The following is a 23,447-nucleotide window of genomic DNA, read 5'->3' on the forward strand; positions in this document are numbered from 1 at the left end:
TTCACGTACGTGGTCCCCCAGCGGGGAACGGCCGGAGGAGGTGGGACTGACATGGATCGAAGTCGACCGTGCAGTACCGGCAGCTCTTCCCCGCATCGCCGTTCCGCAGCCTGAACCCTCGCGTTCCATACCCGGCTGCAGCACCTCGAAACGCGTGACCTCATCGGCTCGCCCGCGGTTGCCCGTGCGGCGGAAGAGCGCCCTGAACTGCCAGTGATCAACCTGTCCTGATCAGCATTTCAGAGCGGCGTGAAGCCGTCGGCCAGTCCGTGAAGGAGCTTGCCATGTCGATGATCCGTGATCTGCGCGCTGTCGTCCGTCCCACCCTGCGCAAGTCCTCGGCGTCCTACGACTACGGCCCGGCCCACGACCCCGCCGCCACCAGCGCTGTCGTCGACTGCGCGGTGTACCGCGACGGCGTGCGCTGCAGCGACAGCATCAGCCTGCGCGACGCCCTGGACACCGTGCGCGAGGGACGTCCGGTGGAGAGCTGCGACGGCACCAACGGCTTCGTCTGGATCGGCCTCCACGAGCCCACCGAGCAGGAGTTCGCCGGCATCGCCGAGGAGTTCGGCCTGCACCCGCTGGCCGTCGAGGACGCCGTGCACGCCCACCAGCGGCCCAAGCTGGAGCGGTACGACGACTCGCTGTTCACCGTCTTCAAGACCATCCGCTACGTCGAGCACGCCGAGCTCACCGCGACCAGCGAGGTCGTGGAGAGCGGCGAGTTGATGGTCTTCACCGGCCGGTACTTCGTCATCACCGTGCGGCACGGCGGCCACGGCTCCCTGCGCGCCCTGCGCCACCGCCTCGAGGACGACCCCGAGCTGCTGGCCAAGGGCCCCTCCGCGGTGCTGCACGCGATCGCCGACCAGGTGGTCGACGACTACCTGGCGGTCACTGAGGCGGTGCAGGACGACATCGACGAGGTGGAGATCGACGTCTTCTCGGCCGGCAACGGCAAGGCCTCGCGCGGCGGCGACGCCGGGCGGATCTACCAGCTCAAGCGCGAGGTGCTGGAGTTCAAGCGCGCGGTGTCCCCGCTGCTGCGGCCGATGCAGATGCTCGGCGAGCGGCCCATGCGGCTGATCGACCCCGAGATCCAGAAGTACTTCCGCGACGTCGCGGACCACGTGGCCCGGGTCCACGAGCAGGTCACCGGCTTCGACGACCTGCTCAACTCGATCCTGCAGGCCAACCTGGCGCAGGCCACCGTGGTGCAGAACGAGGACATGCGCAAGATCACCGCGTGGGCGGCCATCCTGGCCGTGCCGACGATGATCACCGGCGTGTACGGGATGAACTTCGACACGATGCCGGAGCTGCGCTGGAAGTTCGGCTACCCCGCGGTGATCGTCGCGATCCTGGCCATCTGCTTCGCCATCCACCGCGGCTTCCGCCGCAACGGCTGGCTGTAGGCGCGGCCGCGGCCTCCGCCCGGCGGTCCGGCCTCAGCCCGCGTCCGGCGGGACGGCGGCGGGCTGTTCGGCGGCCGCCGCCTGCCGCGCCCGGCCCGGCTCGGCCCTGCGGTCCGCGAGGATCACCAGGGCCAGGCCCGCCAGGATGACGGCGAGCGCCGGGTAGGCGGCGGCCGGCGGCGTCTGCCCCAGCCACACCGCGGCGATCAGCGCCGCGCCGGGCGTCTCCAGCAGGATCGCGGTCGACACGGTGGACGGGCCGAGCCCGCGCACCACCCGGTTGAACAGCGAGTGGCCCAGCAGCTGGGCGACGACGGTGAGCGCGGCGATCTTCAGCCACGTCTCGCCGTCGTACCCGCCCAGCGAGGAACCGGCGACCAGGCAGGCGCCGAGCAGCGCCACGGCCGTCGTCGAGTAGCAGACGAAGGTGTACGCGGTGGTGCTGGCGGTGCGCCGCACCTCGGAGCCGAGCAGCATGTAGCCGGCCGCGGCCATGCCCGCGGCGAGCGCCAGCGCGTCGCCGGCCAGCGCACGGGTGTCGGTCGACAGGTCGATGCCGGTCAGGATGAGCACGCCGACGACCGCCAGTGAGGTGCCCGCCCACACCAGGCCCGGCGGGCGGTGGCCGCGCAGCCGCAGGATCACCGTCGTCCACATCGGGGTGGTGGTGACCAGCGCGGTCGAGGTGGCCACCGACGTCATGCCCAGGCTGGGCAGCCACAGGCCGAAGTGCAGGGCCAGCACCACGCCCGCCGCCACCGACAGCAGCAGGGCCCGGCGGCCCATCCCGCGCAGCTCGGCACGGTGCCGCCACAGGGCGACCGGGCTGAGCACGCCGACCGCCATGGCGTTCCGCCAGAACGCGATGGCCAGCGCGGGTGCGGCGGTCGCGGCGATGAGCGGCGCGGACATCGAGACGCCGGCGATGGCGACCGCGAGCAGCGTGAAGTCCAGGGTCCTGCCGGGGGCGGCGGGGGCCGGAGCGGGCGGGGCCACGGCCGCGGTGGGGCGGGCGGCGGCGCTGCGCGGGGCGGTCACGGTGCTCCTCGTCGTCGGGACCCGCGGACGCGGGCCGGCGTCACCAGGGTAAGGCGCATGAGGGCCCCGAGCGCCTGTCGTCCCAGGGTCCGGACGGGACGTTCTACGCTGGGCGCCATGAGTGACGAGCTGACCGCCCTCGTCGAGGAGGCGACCAAGAAGTCCGGCCTGGTCTGGGTGAACGGGCAGGCACTGTGGCACGCCTGGGTGGACGGGGCGATGGTGGTCGTCGGCGGCCCCGGGGAGCAGCCGCTGCCGGGCCTGCGGGACGGCGGGGCGGCCGAGGTGACGGTGCGCAGCAAGGACAAGGGCGGCCGCCTGGTGTCCTGGCCGGCCCGCGCCGGCCTGCTGGAGCCGGGCGGAGAGCCTTGGCGCGTGGCCGTCGCCGAGCTCAAGGGCAAGCGGCTCAACTCCCCCGACGGCGAGGCGATCACCGACCGCTGGGCGCGCGAGTGCACGGTGTTCCGGCTGGTGCCCGACGGCCCGCCCGGCGAGCACCCGGGCGCGATGCCGGACGGGTCCGGCGCGGCCACGCCGCCGCCGAGCGCCGCGGTCACCCGCCGCCCGGTCCCCGCGGGGCTGCCGCGGCTGCTGGCCCGCCGGGGCCGCCGCTGATCCGCGGGCTGGCCCCGGGCCGCTTGCTCCGGCCGCTTGCTCCGGCCGCCCGTCGGTCCCGGCCGCCGGGCGTCAACCACCCGACCGTGAGGGCTACTTCGACGGCTTGGGGGTGGCCGTGGCGCCCACCGCCGAGCCGTAGTCCACGACCGCGTCCTTCGCGGGGGCGGCCAGGGTGAAGTCCTGGCCCCAGTCGGACAGCGTCAGCGTGCCCGCGTTGCCGACGCGCTGGTACCGCAGCGGGTAGGGCGTGCCGCTCAGCGAGACGTCCAGGGCACCGCCCTTGGAGCCGTTGAGGGTGACCGTCTTCACGTCGCCGACCTTGCCGTGGCTGCCGACCGAGACCGATCCGTCGAGCAGGAACAGGTCGCCGAGCAGCAGCTTCTTGTCGGTCAGGCCGCTGAACTGCCGGTAGGCGGGGTCGCCGGTGGGCACCTTGACGAACTTGCCGTCGAGCTTGGCGGCCGCGCTCTGGCTGTCCTTGTCGCTGCCGCCGTAGAAGGAGCTGCCGGCCTTGAGGTAGAGGTCCTGACCGACCCTCAGCAGCTCGAAGGTGCTGCCCTTGGTGGTGACCTCGCCGATGCCGCCGCTGTCGCTGAGCCGCATGTCCAGCCGGTAGGTCTGGCCGACGCTGACCACCGTGCCGGACAGCCGCACGGTGTGCGCGGAGGTGGCGGCCGCCTTGGCGCGCGCCTCGATGGTCTGGGCGGGCAGCTTGCCGACGCCGTTGGTCCCCGCGTCCGGGTCGCCGCCACCGAGCCCCAGACAGCCGCTGAGCAGGGCGCCGGTGACCGGCACGGCGAGGGCGGCGGCGAGGGTCCTGCGGCCGGGTGTCACGGGGTGTCGTCCTCCTGCGGGGGCGGGTCGGGCCCTGGGAAGCTACCGCAGGCTACCCCGGCTGAGCACCCCGCGGGGCGGGCAAGATCGGCCCGGAGTAGCCTGGCCCACGGATGCGGAGTGGACCGGAGCAGCCCTCCGCGGACCCGGAGGAGGCACTCAGATGGCCGCAGGCGCCCCCCGGGTCTTCGTCTCGCACCTGTCCGGCATCGCCGTCTTCGATCCCAACGGCGACCAGGTGGGCCGGGTCCGCGACGTCGTGGTGATGCTCCGGGTCGGCGGGCGCCCGCCGCGCGTGCTGGGCATGGTCGTCGAGGTCGTCGGCCGGCGCCGGATCTTCCTGCCGATGACGCGGGTGACCGGCGTGGAGTCCGGCCAGGTGATCACCACCGGAGTCCTCAACATGCGGCGCTTCGAGCAGCGCCCGACCGAGACCCTCGTGCTGGGCGAGCTGCTGGACCGCCGGGTGCGGCTGGTGGACCCCGACGCGCAGGCCCGCCCCCCGGCGGACGCGAAGAACGGCGGGAGCGGCACGGGCGGCACCGACGGCACGCAGGGCGACCGGACCGGCGACGGCGAGCCCGAGGGCGAGGAGGTCACCGTCCTCGACGTGGCGATGGTGCAGCTTCCGGCCCGCCGGGACTGGGAGATCGACAAGGTCTTCGTGCGCCGCGGCAAGGCCGGCGCGCTGCGCCGCAAGGGCGAGACGCTGACCGTGGACTGGTCGGCGGTGACCGGGTTCCGGCTGGCCGAGGAGGGCCAGGGCGCGGAGAACCTGGTGGCCACGTTCGAGCAGCTGCGCGCCGCCGACCTGGCCAACGTGCTGCACCACCTGTCCCCCAAGCGCCGCGGCGAGGTCGCGGCAGCGCTGGACGACGACCGGCTCGCCGACGTGCTGGAGGAGCTGCCGGACGACGACCAGGTGGAGATCCTCAGCAAGCTCAAGGAGGAGCGGGCCGCGGACGTCCTGGAGGCGATGGACCCCGACGACGCGGCCGACCTGCTCGCCGAACTCCCGCAGGACGAACAGGAGCGGCTGCTCGCCCTGATGCAGCCGCAGGACGCCGCCGGCGTGCGGCGGCTGCTGTCGTACGAGGAGCGCACGGCCGGCGGCCTGATGACGACCGAGCCGATCGTGCTGCGCCCGGACGCGACGGTCGCCGACGCGCTGGCCAGGATCCGCAACCCGGACCTGTCGCCGGCGCTGGCCGCGCAGGTGTACGTGACGCGGCCGCCGGAGGAGACGCCGACCGGCAAGTACCTGGGCCTGGTGCACTTCCAGCGGCTGCTGCGCGACCCGCCGTTCACCCTGCTCGGCTCGATCGTGGACACCGATCTGCAACCTCTGACGCCCGAGACGGCTCTTCCTTCCGTGACGAGCTTTCTTGCCACGTACAACATGATCTCGGCGCCCGTCGTGGACGCGAGCGGCTCCCTGCTGGGCGCGGTCACCGTCGACGACGTGCTCGACCACCTGCTGCCCGAGGACTGGCGGGAGACGGACCTGCACGGCGCGATGGGCGGCCAGGGAGCCGAGTCGGCGGAGGACCGGGAGGACCGGGACGGCCGGGACGACGGGGACGACGGGGACGGCCGGGACGACGACGAGGCGGCCCGGGGCCCGATGGAGGCCGCAGATGGCAGCTGAGGAGCGCGACCGCGCCCGGCACCCCGCCGGGGCGACCGCCACGGAACGCCCGCGGACGCGGCTCGACCAGCCGCGGTCGCCGCGCCGCAGCCTGCTGCCCACGTACGACCCGGAGGCGTTCGGGAAGTTCTCCGAGCGCATCGCGCGGTTCCTGGGCACCGGGCGGTTCATCGTCTGGATGACCGCGGTCATCGTGGTGTGGGTGCTGTGGAACATCTTCGCGCCGCGCGCCGCGCGGTTCGACGAGTACCCGTTCATCTTCCTGACGCTGATGCTGTCGCTGCAGGCGTCGTACGCGGCGCCGCTGATCCTGCTCGCGCAGAACCGGCAGGACGACCGGGACCGGGTCAACCTCGAACAGGACCGCAAGCAGAACGAGCGCAGCATCGCCGACACCGAGTACCTCACGCGCGAGGTGGCCGCCCTGCGCGTCAACCTCGGCGAGGTCGCCACCCGCGACTGGATCCGCTCCGAACTGCAGGATCTGCTCAAGGAGATCGACGGGCGCGTCGACGGCCGGGCCGACGGCAAGAGCGGTGGCCACTACGCGGCACGCAGTGACGAAGGAGACGGACGGGGCCGCTGATCGGCCCCCCGGCACCGCCGTACCATCAACGTATGGCTACCTCCACGCCCGCAGGGCCCGCACGGGACGTGCCCCCGGGCAGCACCCCGACCGACGAGGCGGTGCGTGCCGCGCTCGCCACCGTGAACGACCCGGAGATCCACAAGCCGATCACCGATCTCGGCATGGTGAAGTCCGTGGACATCGCGGCGGACGGCACGGTCGCGGTGACCGTCTACCTCACGGTCTCCGGCTGTCCGATGCGGGACGAGATCACCGGCCGGGTCAGCACCGCGGTGGAGCAGGTCCCCGGTGTCACCGGCGTGACGGTCACGCTCGACGTGATGAGCGACGAGCAGCGGCGCGAGCTGACGTCCTCGCTGCGCGGCGGGCAGGCCGAGCGCGAGATCCCGTTCGCCCAGCCGGGCTCGCTGACCCGGGTGTACGCCGTCGCGTCCGGCAAGGGCGGCGTCGGCAAGTCCTCGGTGACCGTCAACCTGGCGGCCGCGATGGCCGCCGACGGGCTGAAGGTCGGCGTGGTCGACGCGGACATCTACGGCCACAGCGTGCCGCGGATGCTCGGTGTGGACGGCCGGCCCACCCAGGTCGAGAACATGATCATGCCGCCCGCGGCGAACGGCGTGAAGGTCATCTCCATCGGCATGTTCACGCCGGGCAACGAGCCCGTGGTGTGGCGCGGCCCGATGCTGCACCGCGCGCTGCAGCAGTTCCTGGCCGACGTGTACTGGGGCGACCTGGACGTGCTGCTGCTGGACCTGCCGCCCGGCACCGGCGACATCGCGATCTCGGTGGCGCAGCTGGTCCCGAACGCGGAGATCCTCGTGGTCACCACCCCGCAGCAGGCCGCCGCGGAGGTCGCCGAGCGCGCCGGTTCGATCGCGGTGCAGACGCACCAGAAGATCGTCGGCGTCGTGGAGAACATGTCGGGCATGCCCTGCCCGCACTGCGACGAGATCGTGGACGTCTTCGGCACCGGCGGCGGCGACCGGGTCGCCGAGGGCCTGACCCGCACGACCGGCGCGACGGTGCCGGTGCTCGGCCGCATCCCGATCGACGTACGGCTGCGCGAGGGCGGCGACGACGGCCGCCCGGTGGCGCTCTCGCACCCCGACTCCCCCGCCGGCGCCGCGCTGCGCACCATCGCGGGCAAGCTCGGAGGCCGCGCTCGCGGCCTCGCGGGCATGTCCCTGGGTATCACCCCCCGCAACAAGTTCTGAGCCGCCACAGGCGCGACAGTGCCCCCGCTCCCTCAGGGAGCGGGGGCACTGTGCTGTCACCGCGCGGTCCGTGCGCGTCCCGGCGCTGTCTCCGCCGGGGCCGTCCGGAGCGTCAGGCCGCGTACGAGGTCAGGTCGCGCACCACGCTCAGCGCGAGCCCGTACGCCGACATGCCGCGGCCGTACGCGCCGAGGTTGACGCCGCGGGCCGCGCCGGCCATCACCCAGCCGTACTCGGACTCGCGGTAGTGGAACGGCGTGGGCACGCCGTCCACGGGCAGGGTGAGCGTCGACCAGCCGGAGCCGCCGAGGTCGTCGGCGAGGTCCCAGGCGGTGGCGGTCTGCTGGTCCATCCAGTCCTGCCGCAGCGCCCGTTCCATGTGCGTGGGCCACGTGCACGACAGCAGCCCCGAGCCCGCCAGCCAGGCGGCCGTGGTGACCGAGGTCGCCTCCAGCACGCCGGTGCCGTCGGCGCTGCGCCGGCCGGGCCGCTGGGCGACGGTGACGACCACGGCGAACCGCTGCCCCTCCGGGTCCGCGGCCTCCACCTTGAGCGACGGCTCGTCCCCATGCCCTATCGAGCCGTGTTCGACGGTGCCGTCGGCGCTCACGCCCACCGCGCCGAGCCAGCGGCGTCCGGTGAACGCACCGTCCAGTCCGTACCACGGGAAGTCGGCCATCAAGTAGCCGTCGACCGCCCCCGGTGCAGCGTCGGTCCTCGTCTCCATACGGGTCGCGCCTCCTCCATGCCCTTCTGGGCGACTCGCCATCTTGCCCGACCCTGGGTGGGTTCGGGGGACGAAACGGCGTGGGGTGACGGCGAACACACGCCCATAGCTCACCCTATGGGGTGAAAAGAGGCCAACCGGTTGACGTCAGGTCGCGTCGGAGTCGAAGGGCGGAGCCTCGCCCGGGTCCAGCTTCTCGCGCTTGGTCAGCCGGTCCGGCGTGCCGGACGCGGGCGCCGCGGCGCCCGGCTCCACGCCGTTGACCGCGTCCGTGACCTCGGCCATCTCCTTGCGCATGTCGAAGGTGTTGCGGAGGTCCTTCAGCTCCTTGAGCCCGTACTCGTCCTCGTCGCTCATCAGGTTCTTCCTGATGAACGTCTTGGGGTTGAGGTCCTCGAACTCGAAGTCCTTGAACTCCGGGCCCAGTTCCCGGCGGATGTCCTCCTTGGCGCTGTCGGAGAACGCCCGCACCTTTCGGATGAAGGCCATGGTGTCCTGGATGACCTTCGGCAGCTTGTCCGGGCCGAAGACGAGGACGGCAAGGACCACGAGCGCGACCAGCTCCAGCGGGCCTATGTCGAAGAACACCTTGCACTCCTTGGTCGTCCGCAGCCGGTGGGGCAGGGTCCGGCGGACTTTACGGTACCTGCCCCCACGGGCGACGCGGGAGTGGGTGAGGCCAATCGTATGCCGACGAGTATGCAATGCCCGGGTTAAGACCAGGCGGCGACGTCCTCAGTGCAGGACGAGGGAGGAGTGCGAGGTCAGCGGCACCGAGGTGGCCGACGCCGCCGACACGTCCGCCGCTCGCGCCGCGTCGGAGGGTGCCGAGGCGGGCAGCACCGGGGCGTGCCGCCGTGGCGCGTCCCGCGCGTCCAGGACGCCGCGCGGGTTGACCCCGCGGGTGTCGCCGGCCGTGCTGGTGTCGGCGCTCAGCGGGCTGACCGCCGGTCCGTCGTCCGGACGGGCACCACCGTCGACGGCCGCCTCCATGGGGAGGGCGGTGCCGATGGCGATGGCCGCCAGCGAGAACGCGCCGGCCGCCGCGAAGGCGAACCTGCGTCCGCGGGATGCCGCCGCCGTACCCGAGCCGGACGGGGCAACACGCGCGTCCGGGTCCGGGACGACGGGGGCGACGGCCCTGGCCGGCTGGTGGATGCGGAAGCCGCGCGACCGTGAGCCGGGGGGCGCGGCCAGGTCGCGGCCGGGGCCGAGATAGGGGTACCCGCCGCGCCGCCCGGAGCCGAACACACCGGACCCCAGCAGACCGCCGTCGAACGGGCCGCGGCGCTCATGGCTGGAAGCCGAGGGCATGTCCTGGTCACCGGGCAGGCCACGTGGGCCGTCGCCGTCGCCCGGGCCGTCGCCACCCATGCCGGGAAGGCCCTGAAGACGGGCCATCAACCCGGCCGAGATGGCAGGCAGCTCCGATGCCGCGACGACGTTCTTGAGACGCCGCTGTTCGTCGGCGGCCGTCTTGCACTGCGGGCACGTCGCCAGGTGGGCGAGTACCCGGTCCCGGCTGTCATCGGTCAGTTCGCCGTCGACGAACGCCGACAGCCGGTCACCTAGGTGCTGCTCGGCGGGCGCGGAACGCTGGACGCGTTGGGGACGCTGCTCGCCGAAACCGCTGCTGGTCACGCTCTCCCGCCCTCCAGGCCAGGTTTGGGTGCGGTGGCAGCGAGCGCGGGGGCCTGCTGAGCGGCAGCGGGGGCCCGGTGCTCCAGAGCTTTGCGCAGGTGCGAGCGGCCGCGGTGGATGCGGCTGCGCACCGTGCCCAGCTTCACGCCGAGGGTCGCGGCGATCTCCTCGTACGACAGCCCCTCGATGTCGCAGAGCACCACGGCGGCACGGAACTCCGGCGCGAGGGTGTCCAGCGCCTGCTGGACGTCCGCGTCGAAATGCGTGTCGTTGAAGTGCTGCGCGGGGGACGGCTCGCGGCTGGGCAGCCGCTCCGCCGCGTCGTCGCCGAGGGCGTCGAACCGGATGCGCTGACGGCGCCGCACCATGTCCAGGAACAGGTTGGTGGTGATGCGGTGCAGCCAGCCCTCGAACGTGCCGGGCGTGTACGTGGACAGGGAGCGGAAGACCCGCACGAAGACCTCCTGGGTGAGGTCCTCCGCGTCGTGCTGGTTGCCGGTCAGCCGGTAGGCCAGCCGGTACACCCGGGCACTGTGCGTACTGACGATCTCCTCCCAGGAGGGAGGTGTCCACGTCGGGGCGTCCCCGTCGGCGAAGGTCGCGGTGGCGGGGTTCGCCTCGGGGTCGGTGTCGCGTGAACGTGCGTCATCAGCAGTGTTGGTCACGGATTCCGGCTGTCCGGCGGACCTGCGGAAGCGTGAGAACACTCCCCGGTCACCGGCCGCAGCCGCACCTCCCCTGTCGGCTCTGGTGGTGTCCAGTAGAGCCCCTACCATATCCACCTCGCCCGTTAGCTCCGGATAAATGCTCTGTTGCCTTGGGGGCGGGACCTGGCTCATGACCCGCCCTTGTGCCTACACCGTCACTAACGCACAGTCCCATCAGCGGGTTCCCCACCCCAACGGATACAGTCGCCCGGGCGGAGCACGACAGCGCCTGGACCCCGGACCTACCGGGGCGGCGCCCGGGTGACGGGGAGAGGGCCATTAGCGGGAACCGGCAGGCGGACTGGGCGTTCGCCGACGCGTTCGTCGCCGAGGACGATGCCCTCGTACGCGCCCGCGCCCGCTCGCACGTCGCGGGCCTGCGGCCGGTCTCCCCCGGCACCGGCGCCGCGCTGCGGCTGCTGGCCGCGGCCGGCGGCGCGAAGGCCGCGGTGGAGATCGGCACCGGCACCGGCGTCTCCGGCATCCACCTGCTGCGCGGGATGCGCCAGGACGGGCTGCTGACCACCGTGGACTCCGAGCCGGACCGCCAGCAGCTGGCCCGCGAGGCCTACCGCGAGGCCGGTTTCGCCGCCAACCGCTCCCGCTTCATATGCGGCCGCGCCCTGGACGTCCTGCCCCGCCTCACCGACGGCGGCTACGACCTGGTGTTCTGCGACGCGGACCGCCGGGAGTACCTGGACTACCTGGACGAGGCGCTGCGGCTGCTGCGGCCCGGCGGCGTGGTCTGCTTCGAGGGGGCCTTCGGGCGGGGCCGGGCTCTGGACGCCGCGCACCACGACGACGAGGCGCTGCGGCTGCGGGAGCTGATGCGCGTGGTCCGCGACAGCCCGGGGCTGGCGCCCGTCCTGCTCCCCACCGACGACGGCCTGCTGTGCGCCGTGCGCGCCTGACGGGGAACCCGGAAACAGAAAAACCGGAAAACCGGAAAACGCCGCGGCCACGCATCTCGGGGGTGCGTGGCCGCGGCAGGGTCTGGGACAGCTGGTCTCAGGCGATGGCCTTCTTCAGCGCATCGCCGAGGGCATCCGCCTCGTCCGGGGTCAGCTCGACGACAAGCCGCCCGCCGCCCTCCAGCGGAACGCGCATGATGATGCTCCGCCCCTCCTTGGTCACCTCGAGCGGGCCGTCACCCGTCCGCGGCTTCATGGCCGCCATGCTCGTTCCCCTTCCTGAAACCAGCTCGGACTCGAACACATTGGTTCTCGGCCATTATCCCGCATGTCCCGACCCGATGACCAATAGCGATGTGAGGACGTTCCTCTCCGTGCCTGCGCATATCCGGCCAATTCGCTGGGCGGACAAGGAACGCAGGTCGGCGGCCGGTGCCGGGTCTGCCCGGAATGTTTGACGTACGTCACATGTCCGCCCCCGGTGATGTCCGGCATTCTGTGCACGACCGCGACCGCGACGAAGGGGTATCCGCGATGGCCGACAGCGTGCTGTACGAGGTGGACGGCGGGCTCGCCACCGTCACGTTCAACCGTCCCGAGGCGATGAACGCGCTCGACACGGCGACCAAGGAGGCGCTGCGCGACGCCTTGCGGGAGGCGGGCGGCGACCCGGCCGTGCGCGCCGTGCTGCTCACCGGCACCGGCCGGGCGTTCTGCGTGGGACAGGACCTCAAGGAGCACGTCGAGGTGCTGGAGGCGGGCGGCGGCATGACCACGGTCGCCGATCACTACAACCCGATCGCCACCGCGATCGCGACCATGCCCAAGCCCGTCGTGGCGGGCGTGAACGGGGTCGCGGCCGGCGCCGGCGCGGGGTTCGCGTTCGCCGCGGACTACCGGGTGGCCGCCGACACGGCGTCCTTCACGACGGCTTTCACCGGCGTGGCATTGTCCGCCGACTCGGGCATGTCGTGGACGCTGCAGCGTCTGGTCGGCTACGGCCGCGCCGCCGACCTGCTGCTCTTCCCCCGCCCGGTACGGGCCGAGGAGGCGCTGGGGATGGGTCTGGTGCACCGGGTGGTGCCGGCCGCCGAGCTGGCGGCGGAGGCGCTGGCGGTGGCCCGGCGGCTGGCCGAGGGCCCGACGGTGGCCTACGCGGGCATCAAGGAGGCGCTGGCCTTCGGCTCCGGCCACGGGCTGGTCGAGACCCTGGCCCGCGAGGACGTGCTGCAGACCCGCTCGGGCGCGTCGGCCGACCACCGGACCGCGGTCGACGCGTTCCTGCGCAAGGAGACCCCGGTCTTCGAGGGCCGCTGAGCCGGCTACTCGCGCCCCGGAACACCCGATCGGGCCCGGGCGCGCCGCACGCGCGCGACGCGCCGGGCCCGGGCTCAGCGGGCCGAGCAGCCCACCAGGTGGTCGTTGACCAGGCCGCACGCCTGCATCAGCGCGTACGCCGTGGTGGGGCCGACGAAGCGGAAGCCGCGCTTCTTCAGGTCCTTGGCCAGTGCCGTGGACTCCGGCGACGTCGCCGGCACGTCCGCGGTGCTGCGCGGGGCGGGGCGGCTCGCGGGGTCCGGCGCGTAGGACCACAGCAGCGCGTCCAGACCGCCGTCGTACGTCTTGCGCACCTCCTGCGCGGCCGCCGCGTTCGTGATGGCGGCGTCGATCTTGGCGCGGTTCCTGATGATGCCCGGGTCGCCCAGCAGCCGCTCCCGGTCCGCGTCGGTGAACGCGGCGACCTCGTCGATCACGAAGCCGCCGAACGCGGCGCGGAAGCCCTCGCGGCGCCGCAGGATGGTGATCCAGGACAGACCGGACTGGAACGCCTCCAGGCAGATCCGCTCGAACAGCGCGTCGTCGCCGTGCACCGTGCGGCCCCACTCCGTGTCGTGGTAGGCCACGTAGTCCGGGGTGGACAGGCCCCACGGGCAGCGGGCGAGGCCGTCCTCGCCGACGACCGGGCCGGTGCCGGCGGGCTCACTCATCGGCGGAACCCTCCGCGGCGGGCGGCAGCCGGCCGTCGTCGGTCTTGAGCAGCGTGGCGCCGTGCGCGGCCTGCGCCCCGGCGAGCGACGCCTCCAGCTCCGCGATGCGCGCGTCGCGCTCGGCCAGTTCGGCGCCGAGGCGGTCCAGCACCTCGTCGACGTCCAGCATCCGGTAGCCGCGGACGGCGACGGGCAGCCGCACCGCGTCGATGTCGGTGCGCAGCAGGGCGCGGTCCGGGGGCAGCCGGTCGTCGATGCGGTCGGGTTCGGCTTCCTTCAGCGCACCACCGTCACCGAGGACGGCCATGGCCACGGCGGCGACCACTGCGACCAGCGCGATGAGCATGAACCACAACAAGTCGATCTCCCGGGTTCCGGCCGGCGACGGCAGGTCCAACATGTCAGGCACGATCGTGCCACGATCGCATGAGTCTGAGATGAGGAGCGGCAGTGGCACTTCGGCTGGGCACCCGGGAATTCGCCGATCGGGAGCCGGTGATCATGGCGATCGTCAACCGCACCCCCGACTCGTTCTACGACCAGGGCGCCACCTTCGGTGACGAACCTGCGCTGGAGCGGGTCGCGCGGGCGGTCGGCGAGGGCGCCGCCGTCATCGACGTCGGCGGGGTGAAGGCCGGTCCCGGCGAGGAGGTCTCGGCGCGCGAGGAGATCCGCCGCACCGTCGCGTTCGTCGCCGAGGTGCGGCGCCGCCACCCGGACGTGGTGATCAGCGTGGACACCTGGCGGCACGAGGTCGGGGAGGCGGCCTGCGAGGCCGGCGCCGACCTGCTCAACGACGCGTGGGGCGGTGTCGACCCGCGGCTCGCGGAGGTCGCCGCCCGGTACGGCGCGGGCCTGGTGTGCACGCACGCCGGCGGCGCGCAGCCGCGGACCCGGCCGCACCGGGTCGGGTACGACGACGTGATGGCGGACATCCTCGACGTCACCGTGGGACTGGCCGAGCGGGCGCTCGCACTGGGCGTGCGGCGGGACGGGATCCTCATCGACCCGGGCCACGACTTCGGCAAGAACACCCGGCACTCGCTGGAGGCGACGCGGCGGCTGCCGGAGATGACGGCCACCGGGTGGCCGGTGCTGGTGTCCCTGTCCAACAAGGACTTCGTCGGCGAGACGCTGGACCGCCCGGTCAAGGAGCGGCTGATCGGCACGCTCGCGGCGACCGCGGTGTCCGCGTGGCTGGGCGCACAGGTCTACCGCGTCCACGAGGTCGCGGAGACCCGGCAGGTGCTGGACATGGTCGCGTCCATCGCCGGCCACCGGCCGCCCGCCGTGGCCCGCCGCGGCCTGGCCTGACGGGCCAGACGGGCCTCACGGAGGGGTGCGGACGCGAGGGCCCGGGGGCCGGAGGCCGGCCCGCGGCCCCGGCCGGCCTAGGCGGATTCCTTGGTGACGCGGTCGACGGCCTCGTCCACGTCGTCGGTGACGTAGAAGAGCTCCAGGTCGGCGGCCGACGCCTTGCCCTCGGCGACGAGGGTGCGGCGGATCCAGGTGGCGAGGCCGCCCCAGTACTCGCTGCCGAACAGGACGATCGGGAACCGGGTGACCTTCTTGGTCTGGACGAGGGTGAGCGCCTCGAAGAGCTCGTCGAGGGTGCCGAACCCGCCGGGCAGCACCACGAAGCCGCGCGCGTACTTCACGAACATCGTCTTGCGGACGAAGAAGTAGCGGAAGTTCACGCCGATGTCGACGTAGGGGTTGAGGCCCTGCTCGAAGGGCAGCTCGATGCCGAGCCCGACGGAGACGCCGCCGGCCTCCAGCGCGCCCTTGTTGGCCGCCTCCATGGCGCCGGGGCCGCCGCCGGTGATCACGGCCAGGCCCGCCTCGGCCAGGGCGCGGCCGATGCGCACGCCCGACTCGTACTCGCGGGAGTCCACCGGCGTGCGGGCCGAGCCGAAGACGCTGACCGCGGGGCCCAGTTCGGCCAGCGCGCCGAAGCCCTCGACGAACTCCGACTGGATCCGCAGCACCCGCCACGGGTCGCTGTGCACCCAGTCCGTCTCGCCCCGGCTGTCGAGCAGCCGCTGGTCGGTGGTGCCGGGCTGGACCTGGCCGCGGCGCCTGATCACGGGGCCGGTGTGCCGCTCGGGCCAGCCCTTCCCCTCGGGCATCGTCTCGGCCGCGGCGTAGGCGGCGGCCGCCGCCTCCTGCCAGTCGGCAACCTCGCCGACCAGGGCGTCCGTGCCCGCGGCACCGCCGGTGCCGTCGGTGCCGTCGGTGCCGTCAGTGCTGTCGGTGGTGTCAGTGCCGTCACGGCCCGTCGCATCAGTCATACCGGCAGCGTACGCATCACGGTGCCGCGGACGGGGCCAAGGGGACGGCGCGCGGCGCCTCGATCCGGCCGCTGACCCAGGTGAACGCGTCGGGGAACATCCGCCCCCAGGTCTTCCAGTTGTGCCCCCCGTCCGCGATCCGCATCGTCGTGACCGTGGCCGGCGGCTGCACCGCGGCGGTGATCCAGTCCGCGAACTTCGGCGGGCTCTCGGGGTCCTGGAGGCTGGACTCGACCAGCAGCTGCACGTCGGGCCGGGTGTTGTGGGCCAGCCACAGCGGGCTGCGGACGCCGTCCGCGGGGTTGTCGGGGGCCAGCGCGGCACCGGCGGCGAACGTGTCGGGGTGTTCGAGGGCGAGGCGTGCCGCGCAGTAGCCGCCGGTCGATATGCCCATCACCGCCCAGCCCCGCGGCGCGGGCAGGGTACGGAAGTTGCGGTTGACCGTCCGGACGACGTCCTTGGTGAGCCAGGTGGCGACCCTGCTCTTGCCGGGCACGTCGGCGCAGCCGGTGTTCACCCGGTCCGGGGTGATGGTGGGCAGCACGAGGATCGCGGGCTCCGCGCGGCCGGCGCTGATCTGGTCCTCCAGGATCTGGCCCAGCCGCATGCCGCGCAGGAAGCTGTGCGGGGTCCCGGGTATGCCGTGCAGCACCTCGATGACCGGGAAGCGGGTGTGGGCGAACTCCTTCTTGGTGTACTGCGGCGGCAGCCACACGATCACGTCGCCCTTGGTGCCGGAGGCCCAGCCGCGGACGGTGGCCCCCTCGAAACCCTGCGAGTAGGGCGTGAACTTCACCACGTAGTCGGGGACGGCAGGGGTGGGACTGGCCGTCGGGGTGGCGGTGGGCCGGCCGCCGGAGTTGGCGTCACCCAGCAGGTCGTCCCACGAGGCGTAGAAGCCGTACTGGTTGTTGATGGCCACCATCACCACGACGACGGCGGTGACCTGGCAGAGCACGATCATGCCGATACGGCTGGCGACCCGGAGAGCGCGCGGGCCCCTGACCCGCGACCACAGCGCCACAGCCGCCGCCACCGCGCCCACGGTGACGACGATCAGGACGACCGCGAACCATATGCTCGTCAGACCCACGACGCGCCTTCTTCCCCCCTGCCGACCGAATGTGCCCGATCACACCATGCCGGGAAGAAAGACCGTTGCGCACCCCAGTTCGGTTGCTCGGCCCGCTCAACGCCTCACGCCGTGAGCCAGCTCCGCAGGGCGCGCTCCGCCTCCTCCACGGCCGCCACCGCGACGTTCTCCTCACGGGTGTGGGCGAGCGTCGGATCGCCCGGTCCGTAGTTCACCGCGGGCACGCCGAGCGCGGAGAAGCGCGCCACGTCCGTCCAGGACTCCTTGGCCGCGGGGGGAGTTCCGATCGCCTCGACGAACGCGGCGGCGGCCGGATGGGAGAGGCCCGGCAGGGCGCCGGGCGCGCTGTCGGTGAGGACGACCTCGAACCCGTCGAAGATCTCCTCGACCCGGGCGAGTGCCTCCGCTTCCGTCTGGTCCGGCGAGAAGCGGTAGTTCACGGTGACCGCGCACGTGTCCGGAATCACATTCCCGGCGTGGCCGCCCTCGATCATCACCGCGTTGAGGCCCTCCGGGTACACCAGCCCGTCGATCTCCACCTGGCGCGGCGCGTAGCCGGCGAGGCGGGCGAGGATCGGCGCGGCCTTGTGGATGGCGTTGTCGCCGAGCCAGCTGCGCGCGGAGTGCGCACGGCGGCCGCTGGTCTGCACCCGGACCCGCAGCGTGCCCTGGCAGCCCCCGTCGACGCGGCCGCCGGTGGGTTCGAGCAGCACCGCGAAGTCACCGGCCAGCCACTCCGGGTGGTGGGCCACCAGGCGGCCCAGGCCGTTGAACTCGGCGGCGATCTCCTCCGCGTCGTAGAACACGAACGTCAGGTCGCGGTTGGGCTCGGCGAGTTCCGCGGCGAGCTTGAGCTGCACCGCGACGCCCGCCTTCATGTCGGAGGTGCCGCACCCCCACAGCAGCCCGTCGCCGTCCAGCCGGGACGGCAGGTTGTCGGCGACCGGCACGGTGTCCAGGTGGCCGGCGAGGACGACGCGCTCCGCGCGGCCGAGGTCCGTCCTGGCCACGATCGCGTCGCCGTCGCGGTCCACCCGCAGATGGGGCACCGGGCGCAGCGCGGCCTCCACGAGGTCCGCGAGGACCTTCTCGTCCCGGCTCACCGAGGGCACGTCGACGAGGGCGGCCGTCAGGGCGGCGACGCCCATCCCCAGATCCAGTTCCATACCGGCACCCTAGTCCGGCTGCGGCCGCTCCCCGGCCGGGACGCGGGGCCCCCGCGGCCCTCGCGCCAGTACCGCGCGCCACCGGTGCGCCACACGCCCGGGCCGCCTCCGGAAGGTGGTTGCGCCCCTCGGGTCAACCCGCGTCCCAGGGGGACGGCGCCCCCGCCCGGAGAGGATGACGCCGGGACGGAACAGGCTCCGGATGTCGGTAGGGTTCGCCCGTGCCCCGCTCATCCAGCCCACCCGCCAAGGGAAAGACCGGCTGCGGACTGAAGTTCGTCGTCGGCGTCATCGTCCTGCTCGGCGTCGGCATCTTCCTGGCCCAGTACTACAGCCGCAAGGGCCCCGAGGCGGCCGGCTGCACGGTGCGGACCGACAGCGACGTGCTCTCGCTGACGCCCGAGCAGGCGTCCAACGCCGCCACCATCGCGGCGGTCGCCACCTCGCGCGGCCTGCCCGAGCGGGCGCTGGCGATAGCGCTGGCGACCTCCCTGCAGGAGTCGCGGCTGGAGAACATCGACCACGGCGACCGGGACTCGCTCGGCCTGTTCCAGCAGCGCCCGTCGCAAGGCTGGGGCACCGCCCGCCAGATCCTCGACCCCGTGTACGCCTCCAACTCCTTCTTCAGCAGGCTGGTGAAGATCGACGGCTACACCAAGCTGCCGCTGACCGTCGCGGCCCAGCGGGTGCAGAAGAGCGGCTACCCGGAGGCCTACGCCCAGCACGAGGCGGACGCGACGAACCTGTCCGGCGCGCTGTTCGGGCGCGACGGGGACGCGCTGAGCTGCACGACGGGCGGCACGGGTCCGGCCAGCGCCGGCGGCCCCCTGGGTCAGACGGCGAAGGTGACGGCGCTGCTGGCCCGGGAGTTCGGCACCCAGGTGCGGGCGCGGCAGGACGCGCTGGCGCGGACCGTCGCGGTCTCCGTCAAGCAGGCCGGCGGTGCCGCGGAGGGCGCGGTGGACGGCAGGGGCTGGCAGCTCGCGCAGTGGGCGGTCGCACAGGCGCACCAACTGAAGGTCGAGCAGGTCGCGTTCGGCACGATGCGCTGGCAGGCGGCCCACTCGGACCAGGGCTGGCAGAAGCAGAAGCCGGTCAGCGCCGCGGACTCCAAGGGCGACGCGTCGGCAGGTACCCCGGCCGACGGCCTGGTGCGGATCACCGTCGCGCGCTGAACGCCGCGCTCCCGTGCTCCCCCGGTAACACCGCGCCGCGGATTCACCCGGAAGAGCCCCATTCCCTGCCCGTCACTCGAACGGCCGCAACCTTCCGGCGAGTTGAGCGGTAGTCACGGCGACCCCGCGGGGGTCCCCCTGCATCACCTTCCGTTCACCCGCACAAGGAGCATCATGTCCCTCCCCCTTCCGCGCCGGATCGCCCAGGCCGCCCTGCTGCTCGGCGCCGCGGCCGCACCCCTCGTGGGCGCGGGCGCCGCGCACGCCGCCGCGCTGCCGCAGCCGGACCTGGGCGGGTTGAGCAACCTGGACAGCCCCGCCGTCGGCGACACCGTCGCGACCGCCACGCACGAGACCGCCGTGCTCGGCGCGCAGGCCGGGACGGACGCGATGAAGGCGACGCTGCCCACCGCCGACCACGTCGTCGGCACCACCGCGCAGACCGCCGTGCCGACCGCGCAACTGGCCGCGGGCAACGCGACGGACGCGGCCGGGCGGATCGTCGGGGCGTCCGCGGAGTCCGCGGGCGGCGTCGTGCCGCACACCGAGCTGCTGCCGGCCACCCCGCTGGGCGCGCTCGGCGCGATGCTGCCGAACACCGGCACGCTGCCGACCACCGACCACCTGCCCCTCAAGGGCCTGCCGGTCGTCTGACCGGGACGCACGTCCCGGCTGATCGGCCGGGGCCCGCCCCCGGCCGATCAGCCGGAAGCCGAGCCGGCCGGCGGCCCGGCGGGTCGGCCCGGGTCGGTTCGGCCCGGCCGGCCCGGCCGGTCAGGTCAGCCCGACGGGCCGGTCCAGTCGGCTCTGTCGGCTCGCCCCGGACGCCGACGCGACCGGACGGCCCGGCCCGGCCACGCCCGGCCGCTCGGCCCGCCCGGCTCGACTCGGCCCGTCAGCTCAGCCGTCGTACCGCGGCGTCGACCCGTTCGTCGGTCGCGGTGAACGCGATACGGACGAACCGGCTGCCCGCGGGCCCGTAGAACTCGCCGGGGGCCACCAGGATGCCCTGCTTGGACAGGTCGCCGACGGTCTCCCAGCAGTCCTCGTCGCGGGTCGCCCACAGATAGAGGCTGGCCTCGCTGTGCTCGATGCGGAACCCGGCGCCCTCGAACGCGGTGCGCAGCGCGCCGCGGCGCCGGGCGTACCGCTCCTTCTGCTCCACGGCGTGCGCCCGGTCGCCGAGCGCGGCGACCATCGCGGCCTGCACGGGCTGCGGCACGATCATGCCGGCGTGCTTGCGGATGCCGAGCAGTTCGGCGACCACCGCGGGGTCGCCGGCAAGGAACGCACCGCGGTAGCCGGCGAAGTTCGAGCGCTTGGACAGCGAGTGGACCGCGATCAGCCCGTCGTGACGGTCCCCGCACACGTCGGGGTGCAGCACCGAGACGGGCTCCGCGCCCTCCCAGCCCAGCTCGATGTAGCACTCGTCGGAGACGACGAGGATGCCGTGCGCCCGGGCCCACTCCACCACGCGCCGCAGCTCCGCGGCGGACAGCACCCGGCCGGTCGGGTTGGACGGGCTGTTCAGCCACAGCATCCGGGTGCGCGCCGGGTCGAGGTCCGTCACCGGGTCGCCGTAGGCGACGGGCTCCGCGCGGGCGATCAGCGCGCCGATCTCGTACGTCGGGTAGGCCAGGTCCGGGTAGCCGACCTGGTCGCCCTCGCGCAGGTCCAGCAGCGTCGGCAGCCACCCCACCAGTTCCTTGGACCCGATCAGCGGCAGCACGTGCCGGGGGTCCGCTCCACTCACCCCGTGCCAGCGGCTGAGGTAGCCGGCGGCCGCCTCGCGCAGCGCGGCCGTGCCGTACGTCAGCGGGTAGCCGGGGCTGTCCGACGCGGCGGCCAGCGCCTCGCGCACCACGTCGGGCACCGGGTCCACCGGGGTGCCGACGGACAGGTCGACGATGCCGTCGCCGTGCCCGGCGGCGGTGGCCTTGTACGGCTCCAGGCGGTCCCAGGGGAACACCGGAAGGCGGGCGGAGATGCTCAACGTGCTCACTCTCGCTTCGGAACGCCAGGGGGGAAGGACGCCGGGCCCCGTACGGCGGTGCGCCGTACGGGGCCCGGTGGAGTCAGCCGACGCAGGACGTCACTGGTTCTGCGGAGGCAACTCGGCGATGAAGGGGTGGTCGCGCTCGATGAGGCCGAGCTTGGAGGCGCCACCGGGCGAACCGAGCTCGTCGAAGAACTCGACGTTCGCCTTGTAGTAGTCCTTCCACTCCTCCGGGGTGTCGTCCTCGTAGAAGATGGCCTCGACCGGGCACACCGGCTCACAGGCGCCGCAGTCGACGCATTCGTCCGGGTGGATGTACAAGGACCGGGAGCCCTCGTAGATGCAGTCGACCGGGCACTCTTCGATGCACGCCTTGTCCTTGACGTCGACACAAGGCTGCGCGATGACGTAGGTCACGCTGTCGTTCCTCCTCGATTGGGCTCATCTCGCGCGGGAGCGCGGCGTCGTCGATGCCCGCACCTAGTATCTCCGTTCCTGAGCACGATCCGAACAGGAGGGGCACGCATGCCAGGGGATTTCTCGTCCGGAGCCAGGCTCGAAATCCGGATTACCCCCGCTGACGTGGGAAAACGCGTGTCGGTACGGCAACTGGTCGAGATCGCCGACGGGCATCCTACGTTCACCGACACGGTGGGTGTTCTCGTATCGTGGGACGGGGGCGTGGTGTGCGTCACGCGCCGGACAGGGGAGACGATCGCGATCGCGGAGACCTCCCTGGTGGCGGGGAAGGTGGTGCCACCTGCCCCGAAGCGGCGAACGAGGGGTGTGCCCGAGGTGACGGCCGATGAGCTGGAACGGGTCGCGTCACGCGCCTGGCCGTCATCCGAGACGGAACGTCTCGGGGACTGGACACTGCGCGCGTCCGGCGGGTTCACCCGGCGGGCGAACTCCGTCCTGACCGGCGGAGATCCGGGCGTGGCGCTGGACGAGGCGCTGGACCGGATCGCCGCGTGGTACGCCGAGCGCGGCCTCCCTCCGCTGGTCCAGCTGCCCGACTCCTCCCCGTACGCCGGGGAACTGGCCGGGCGCGGCTGGACGCGCGAGGGCGACACCCTGGTGCGTACCGCGCCACTGGCCCCGCTGACGCTGCTGCCGCCCGCCGCGCCGGGCGAGGACGTAACCCTGTCCCGCACGCCGGACGCGGCCTGGCTGGCCGCCTACCACCGCACCGGCGAACTCGCCGAAGCCGCCGTGAAGGTGGTGTCCGGCGGTCCCTCGGTGTGGTTCGCGACGATGCCCGGCGCGATCGGGAGGGCCGTGGTCGACGGGCGCTGGGCGCTGTTCGGCGCGGTCGAGGTCATACCGGAGCGGCGGCGCCGCGGGCTGGCCACCGCGGTGATGGGCGCGCTCGCCCGGCAGGCCGCGGCGGAGGGCGCCACCGCGGCCTGTCTGCAGGTCGAGGCGGACAACGCCGGGGCGCGGGCGCTGTACGACCGGATGGGCTTCACCGACCACCACGGCTACCACTACCGGCGCCGGTCGGCATGAGCGACATGACGGGGCCCTCGGTACGCGAACGCTTCGCCGCGGCGGCCCGCGAGGAACGCCCCGACCTGGCGGAGCTGTGCCTGCTGGTCGGGGCGGCCGCCGACCCCGCGCTGGACGGCGAGCCGTCGGACCTCGCGCAGATCGAACTGGACCGGCTGGCGGGGCTGCTGCCGTTCGGCCTGACCACGCCGCGGCAGTGGGCGGCGGCGCTCCACCGCCTGCTGGCCGCCGGCCACGGCTTCCAGGGCTCGGCCGCGGACTACCATCGGCTGGAGTCCTCGCTGCTGCAGGAGGTGCTGCGCCGCCGCAGGGGCCTGCCGATCCTGCTGTCCGTGGTGTGGATGGAGGTCGCCCGCCGGGCCGGCGCCCCCGTCTACGGCGTGGGGCTGCCGGGCCACTTCGTGGTCGGCCTCGGCGAGCCGGACGGCGACCACGTGCTCGTCGACCCGTTCGAGGGCGGCCGCGTGCTGTCCGAGGAGGACACCGGCCTGCTGGTCGCCGGCACCGCGGGCACCGCCCTCACCCCGTCGATGCTCGCACCGGCCGACCCGCTGGACATCGTGCGTCGCATCCTCAACAACATCAGGGCCTGGGCCTCCCCGCGGCCCGAGCGCCGCCCCGTGCAGTTGTGGACCCTGGACCTCACCCTGCTGCTCCCCCGCCACCCGGCGAAGCTCCGCTGCGAACGGGCCCGGCTCCTGGTGGCGATGGGCGACTTCCTCGGCGGCGCGCTGGAGCTGGAGGAGTACGCGCAGGTCATCGGCGCGTTCGACCCGGAATCGGCGGCCGGCCTCCGCGCCGAGGCCCGCGCGGCCCGCGCCATGCTCAACTGACCGCACGGCGGCCCGGCGAGAGCGGCCGCGACGGGCCGGGGACGACTGCCG

26 protein-coding genes are annotated in these 23,447 nt (G+C 73.3%); 12 read left to right on the top strand and 14 right to left on the bottom strand.

Features of this window, described 5'->3' with window-relative positions; all coding sequences use genetic code 11:
• Positions 1-284 precede the first annotated feature (284 nt).
• Entirely contained in the window at positions 285-1,418 is a 1,134-nt protein-coding gene (locus tag BMW99_RS07960) for a magnesium and cobalt transport protein CorA (RefSeq protein ID WP_069467094.1), read from the top strand.
• A gap of 33 nt (positions 1,419-1,451) precedes the next feature.
• On the opposite strand, the gene BMW99_RS07965 is transcribed toward BMW99_RS07960, so the two are convergent.
• Positions 1,452-2,456: a DMT family transporter gene (locus BMW99_RS07965; RefSeq protein WP_407640272.1), complete on the bottom strand. Its 1,005-nt coding sequence runs from the start codon at positions 2,454-2,456 to the stop codon at positions 1,452-1,454.
• A gap of 117 nt (positions 2,457-2,573) precedes the next feature.
• On the opposite strand from BMW99_RS07965, the gene BMW99_RS07970 reads away from it, so the two are divergent.
• Positions 2,574-3,071, top strand: a complete 498-nt coding sequence (locus BMW99_RS07970) for a hypothetical protein (protein ID WP_075016496.1) — start codon at positions 2,574-2,576, stop codon at positions 3,069-3,071.
• A 93-nt stretch (positions 3,072-3,164) separates the two neighbouring features.
• Here the strand turns inward: BMW99_RS07970 and BMW99_RS07975 are convergent, their stop codons facing one another.
• The gene (locus BMW99_RS07975; RefSeq protein ID WP_245791285.1) at positions 3,165-3,908 is read right to left on the bottom strand and encodes a hypothetical protein; all 744 of its coding nucleotides are present in this window, start codon (positions 3,906-3,908) and stop codon (positions 3,165-3,167) included.
• 163 nt (positions 3,909-4,071) lie between these two features.
• On the opposite strand from BMW99_RS07975, the gene BMW99_RS07980 reads away from it, so the two are divergent.
• From BMW99_RS07980 to BMW99_RS07990, 3 genes are read left to right on the top strand one after another with little or no spacing between them, the layout of a single operon-like run.
• Positions 4,072-5,556: a magnesium transporter MgtE N-terminal domain-containing protein gene (locus BMW99_RS07980; protein WP_075016497.1), complete on the top strand. Its 1,485-nt coding sequence runs from the start codon at positions 4,072-4,074 to the stop codon at positions 5,554-5,556.
• The gene (locus tag BMW99_RS07985) at positions 5,546-6,142 is read left to right on the top strand and encodes a DUF1003 domain-containing protein (RefSeq protein ID WP_069464756.1); all 597 of its coding nucleotides are present in this window, start codon (positions 5,546-5,548) and stop codon (positions 6,140-6,142) included. Before BMW99_RS07980 ends, BMW99_RS07985 begins: the two co-directional genes overlap by 11 nt.
• Positions 6,143-6,174: 32 nt before the next feature.
• On the top strand, positions 6,175-7,359 hold the full coding sequence (locus BMW99_RS07990) for an Mrp/NBP35 family ATP-binding protein (RefSeq protein ID WP_069464757.1): 1,185 nt from the start codon (positions 6,175-6,177) through the stop codon (positions 7,357-7,359).
• A 112-nt stretch (positions 7,360-7,471) separates the two neighbouring features.
• Here BMW99_RS07990 and BMW99_RS07995 read toward each other — a convergent pair whose 3' ends face one another.
• The 4 genes from BMW99_RS07995 to sigE form a co-directional block, all read right to left on the bottom strand.
• Positions 7,472-8,086: a hypothetical protein gene (locus BMW99_RS07995; protein WP_069464758.1), complete on the bottom strand. Its 615-nt coding sequence runs from the start codon at positions 8,084-8,086 to the stop codon at positions 7,472-7,474.
• Between the two features lie 147 nt (positions 8,087-8,233).
• Positions 8,234-8,674: a sec-independent translocase gene (locus BMW99_RS08000; RefSeq protein WP_069464759.1), complete on the bottom strand. Its 441-nt coding sequence runs from the start codon at positions 8,672-8,674 to the stop codon at positions 8,234-8,236.
• Between the two features lie 147 nt (positions 8,675-8,821).
• Positions 8,822-9,727: a zf-HC2 domain-containing protein gene (locus tag BMW99_RS08005; protein ID WP_069464760.1), complete on the bottom strand. Its 906-nt coding sequence runs from the start codon at positions 9,725-9,727 to the stop codon at positions 8,822-8,824.
• A complete protein-coding gene (sigE, locus tag BMW99_RS08010; RefSeq protein ID WP_075016498.1) occupies positions 9,724-10,503 on the bottom strand; it encodes an RNA polymerase sigma factor SigE in 780 nt (259 codons plus the stop codon). Before sigE ends, BMW99_RS08005 begins: the two co-directional genes overlap by 4 nt.
• Positions 10,504-10,712: 209 nt before the next feature.
• On the opposite strand from sigE, the gene BMW99_RS08015 reads away from it, so the two are divergent.
• Entirely contained in the window at positions 10,713-11,345 is a 633-nt protein-coding gene (locus BMW99_RS08015; RefSeq protein ID WP_069464767.1) for an O-methyltransferase, read from the top strand.
• Positions 11,346-11,442: 97 nt separating this feature from the next.
• Here the strand turns inward: BMW99_RS08015 and BMW99_RS08020 are convergent, their stop codons facing one another.
• On the bottom strand, positions 11,443-11,610 hold the full coding sequence (locus BMW99_RS08020) for a DUF3117 domain-containing protein (protein ID WP_069464762.1): 168 nt from the start codon (positions 11,608-11,610) through the stop codon (positions 11,443-11,445).
• Positions 11,611-11,879: 269 nt separating this feature from the next.
• Between BMW99_RS08020 and BMW99_RS08025 the strand changes: the two genes are divergently transcribed.
• Positions 11,880-12,662 carry an enoyl-CoA hydratase-related protein gene (locus tag BMW99_RS08025; RefSeq protein WP_069464763.1) on the top strand — a complete coding sequence of 261 codons (783 nt, stop codon included), beginning with the start codon at positions 11,880-11,882 and terminating at the stop codon, positions 12,660-12,662.
• A gap of 74 nt (positions 12,663-12,736) precedes the next feature.
• On the opposite strand, the gene BMW99_RS08030 is transcribed toward BMW99_RS08025, so the two are convergent.
• Positions 12,737-13,333, bottom strand: a complete 597-nt coding sequence (locus BMW99_RS08030) for a DNA-3-methyladenine glycosylase I (protein WP_069464764.1) — start codon at positions 13,331-13,333, stop codon at positions 12,737-12,739.
• Positions 13,326-13,733: a DivIVA domain-containing protein gene (locus tag BMW99_RS08035; protein ID WP_407640273.1), complete on the bottom strand. Its 408-nt coding sequence runs from the start codon at positions 13,731-13,733 to the stop codon at positions 13,326-13,328. The genes BMW99_RS08030 and BMW99_RS08035 overlap by 8 nt, the downstream gene beginning before the upstream one ends.
• Positions 13,734-13,834: 101 nt before the next feature.
• Between BMW99_RS08035 and folP the strand changes: the two genes are divergently transcribed.
• Positions 13,835-14,647 (top strand): dihydropteroate synthase, encoded by an 813-nt coding sequence (gene folP, locus BMW99_RS08040; protein WP_069464769.1) that lies wholly within the window; start codon positions 13,835-13,837, stop codon positions 14,645-14,647.
• A 77-nt stretch (positions 14,648-14,724) separates the two neighbouring features.
• On the opposite strand, the gene BMW99_RS08045 is transcribed toward folP, so the two are convergent.
• The 3 genes from BMW99_RS08045 to dapE form a co-directional block, all read right to left on the bottom strand.
• Positions 14,725-15,462, bottom strand: a complete 738-nt coding sequence (locus BMW99_RS08045) for an LOG family protein (RefSeq protein ID WP_069464770.1) — start codon at positions 15,460-15,462, stop codon at positions 14,725-14,727.
• Between the two features lie 178 nt (positions 15,463-15,640).
• Positions 15,641-16,717 carry an alpha/beta hydrolase gene (locus BMW99_RS08050; protein ID WP_069464765.1) on the bottom strand — a complete coding sequence of 359 codons (1,077 nt, stop codon included), beginning with the start codon at positions 16,715-16,717 and terminating at the stop codon, positions 15,641-15,643.
• Between the two features lie 104 nt (positions 16,718-16,821).
• Positions 16,822-17,883, bottom strand: coding sequence for a succinyl-diaminopimelate desuccinylase (dapE, locus tag BMW99_RS08055; RefSeq protein WP_075016499.1), 1,062 nt, complete (start codon positions 17,881-17,883; stop codon positions 16,822-16,824).
• A gap of 221 nt (positions 17,884-18,104) precedes the next feature.
• Between dapE and BMW99_RS08060 the strand changes: the two genes are divergently transcribed.
• Positions 18,105-19,058 (top strand): heavy metal transporter, encoded by a 954-nt coding sequence (locus BMW99_RS08060; protein WP_245791286.1) that lies wholly within the window; start codon positions 18,105-18,107, stop codon positions 19,056-19,058.
• Between the two features lie 174 nt (positions 19,059-19,232).
• Positions 19,233-19,712, top strand: coding sequence for a hypothetical protein (locus tag BMW99_RS08065; RefSeq protein ID WP_075016500.1), 480 nt, complete (start codon positions 19,233-19,235; stop codon positions 19,710-19,712).
• Positions 19,713-19,953: 241 nt separating this feature from the next.
• On the opposite strand, the gene dapC is transcribed toward BMW99_RS08065, so the two are convergent.
• A complete protein-coding gene (dapC, locus tag BMW99_RS08070) occupies positions 19,954-21,060 on the bottom strand; it encodes a succinyldiaminopimelate transaminase (RefSeq protein ID WP_322900196.1) in 1,107 nt (368 codons plus the stop codon).
• Positions 21,061-21,150: 90 nt separating this feature from the next.
• The gene (gene fdxA / locus BMW99_RS08075; RefSeq protein WP_033319951.1) at positions 21,151-21,471 is read right to left on the bottom strand and encodes a ferredoxin; all 321 of its coding nucleotides are present in this window, start codon (positions 21,469-21,471) and stop codon (positions 21,151-21,153) included.
• 108 nt (positions 21,472-21,579) lie between these two features.
• Here fdxA and BMW99_RS08080 point away from each other — a divergent pair, with 108 nt between their 5' ends.
• Together BMW99_RS08080 and BMW99_RS08085 are read left to right on the top strand one after the other, a co-directional pair.
• Positions 21,580-22,563 carry a GNAT family N-acetyltransferase gene (locus tag BMW99_RS08080; RefSeq protein WP_075016502.1) on the top strand — a complete coding sequence of 328 codons (984 nt, stop codon included), beginning with the start codon at positions 21,580-21,582 and terminating at the stop codon, positions 22,561-22,563.
• The gene (locus tag BMW99_RS08085) at positions 22,560-23,396 is read left to right on the top strand and encodes a transglutaminase-like domain-containing protein (protein WP_069465358.1); all 837 of its coding nucleotides are present in this window, start codon (positions 22,560-22,562) and stop codon (positions 23,394-23,396) included. Before BMW99_RS08080 ends, BMW99_RS08085 begins: the two co-directional genes overlap by 4 nt.
• The last annotated feature ends 51 nt before the right edge of the window (positions 23,397-23,447 follow it).

This window comes from Actinacidiphila rubida, assembly GCF_900110255.1.
GTDB lineage: Bacteria > Actinomycetota > Actinomycetes > Streptomycetales > Streptomycetaceae > Actinacidiphila > Actinacidiphila rubida.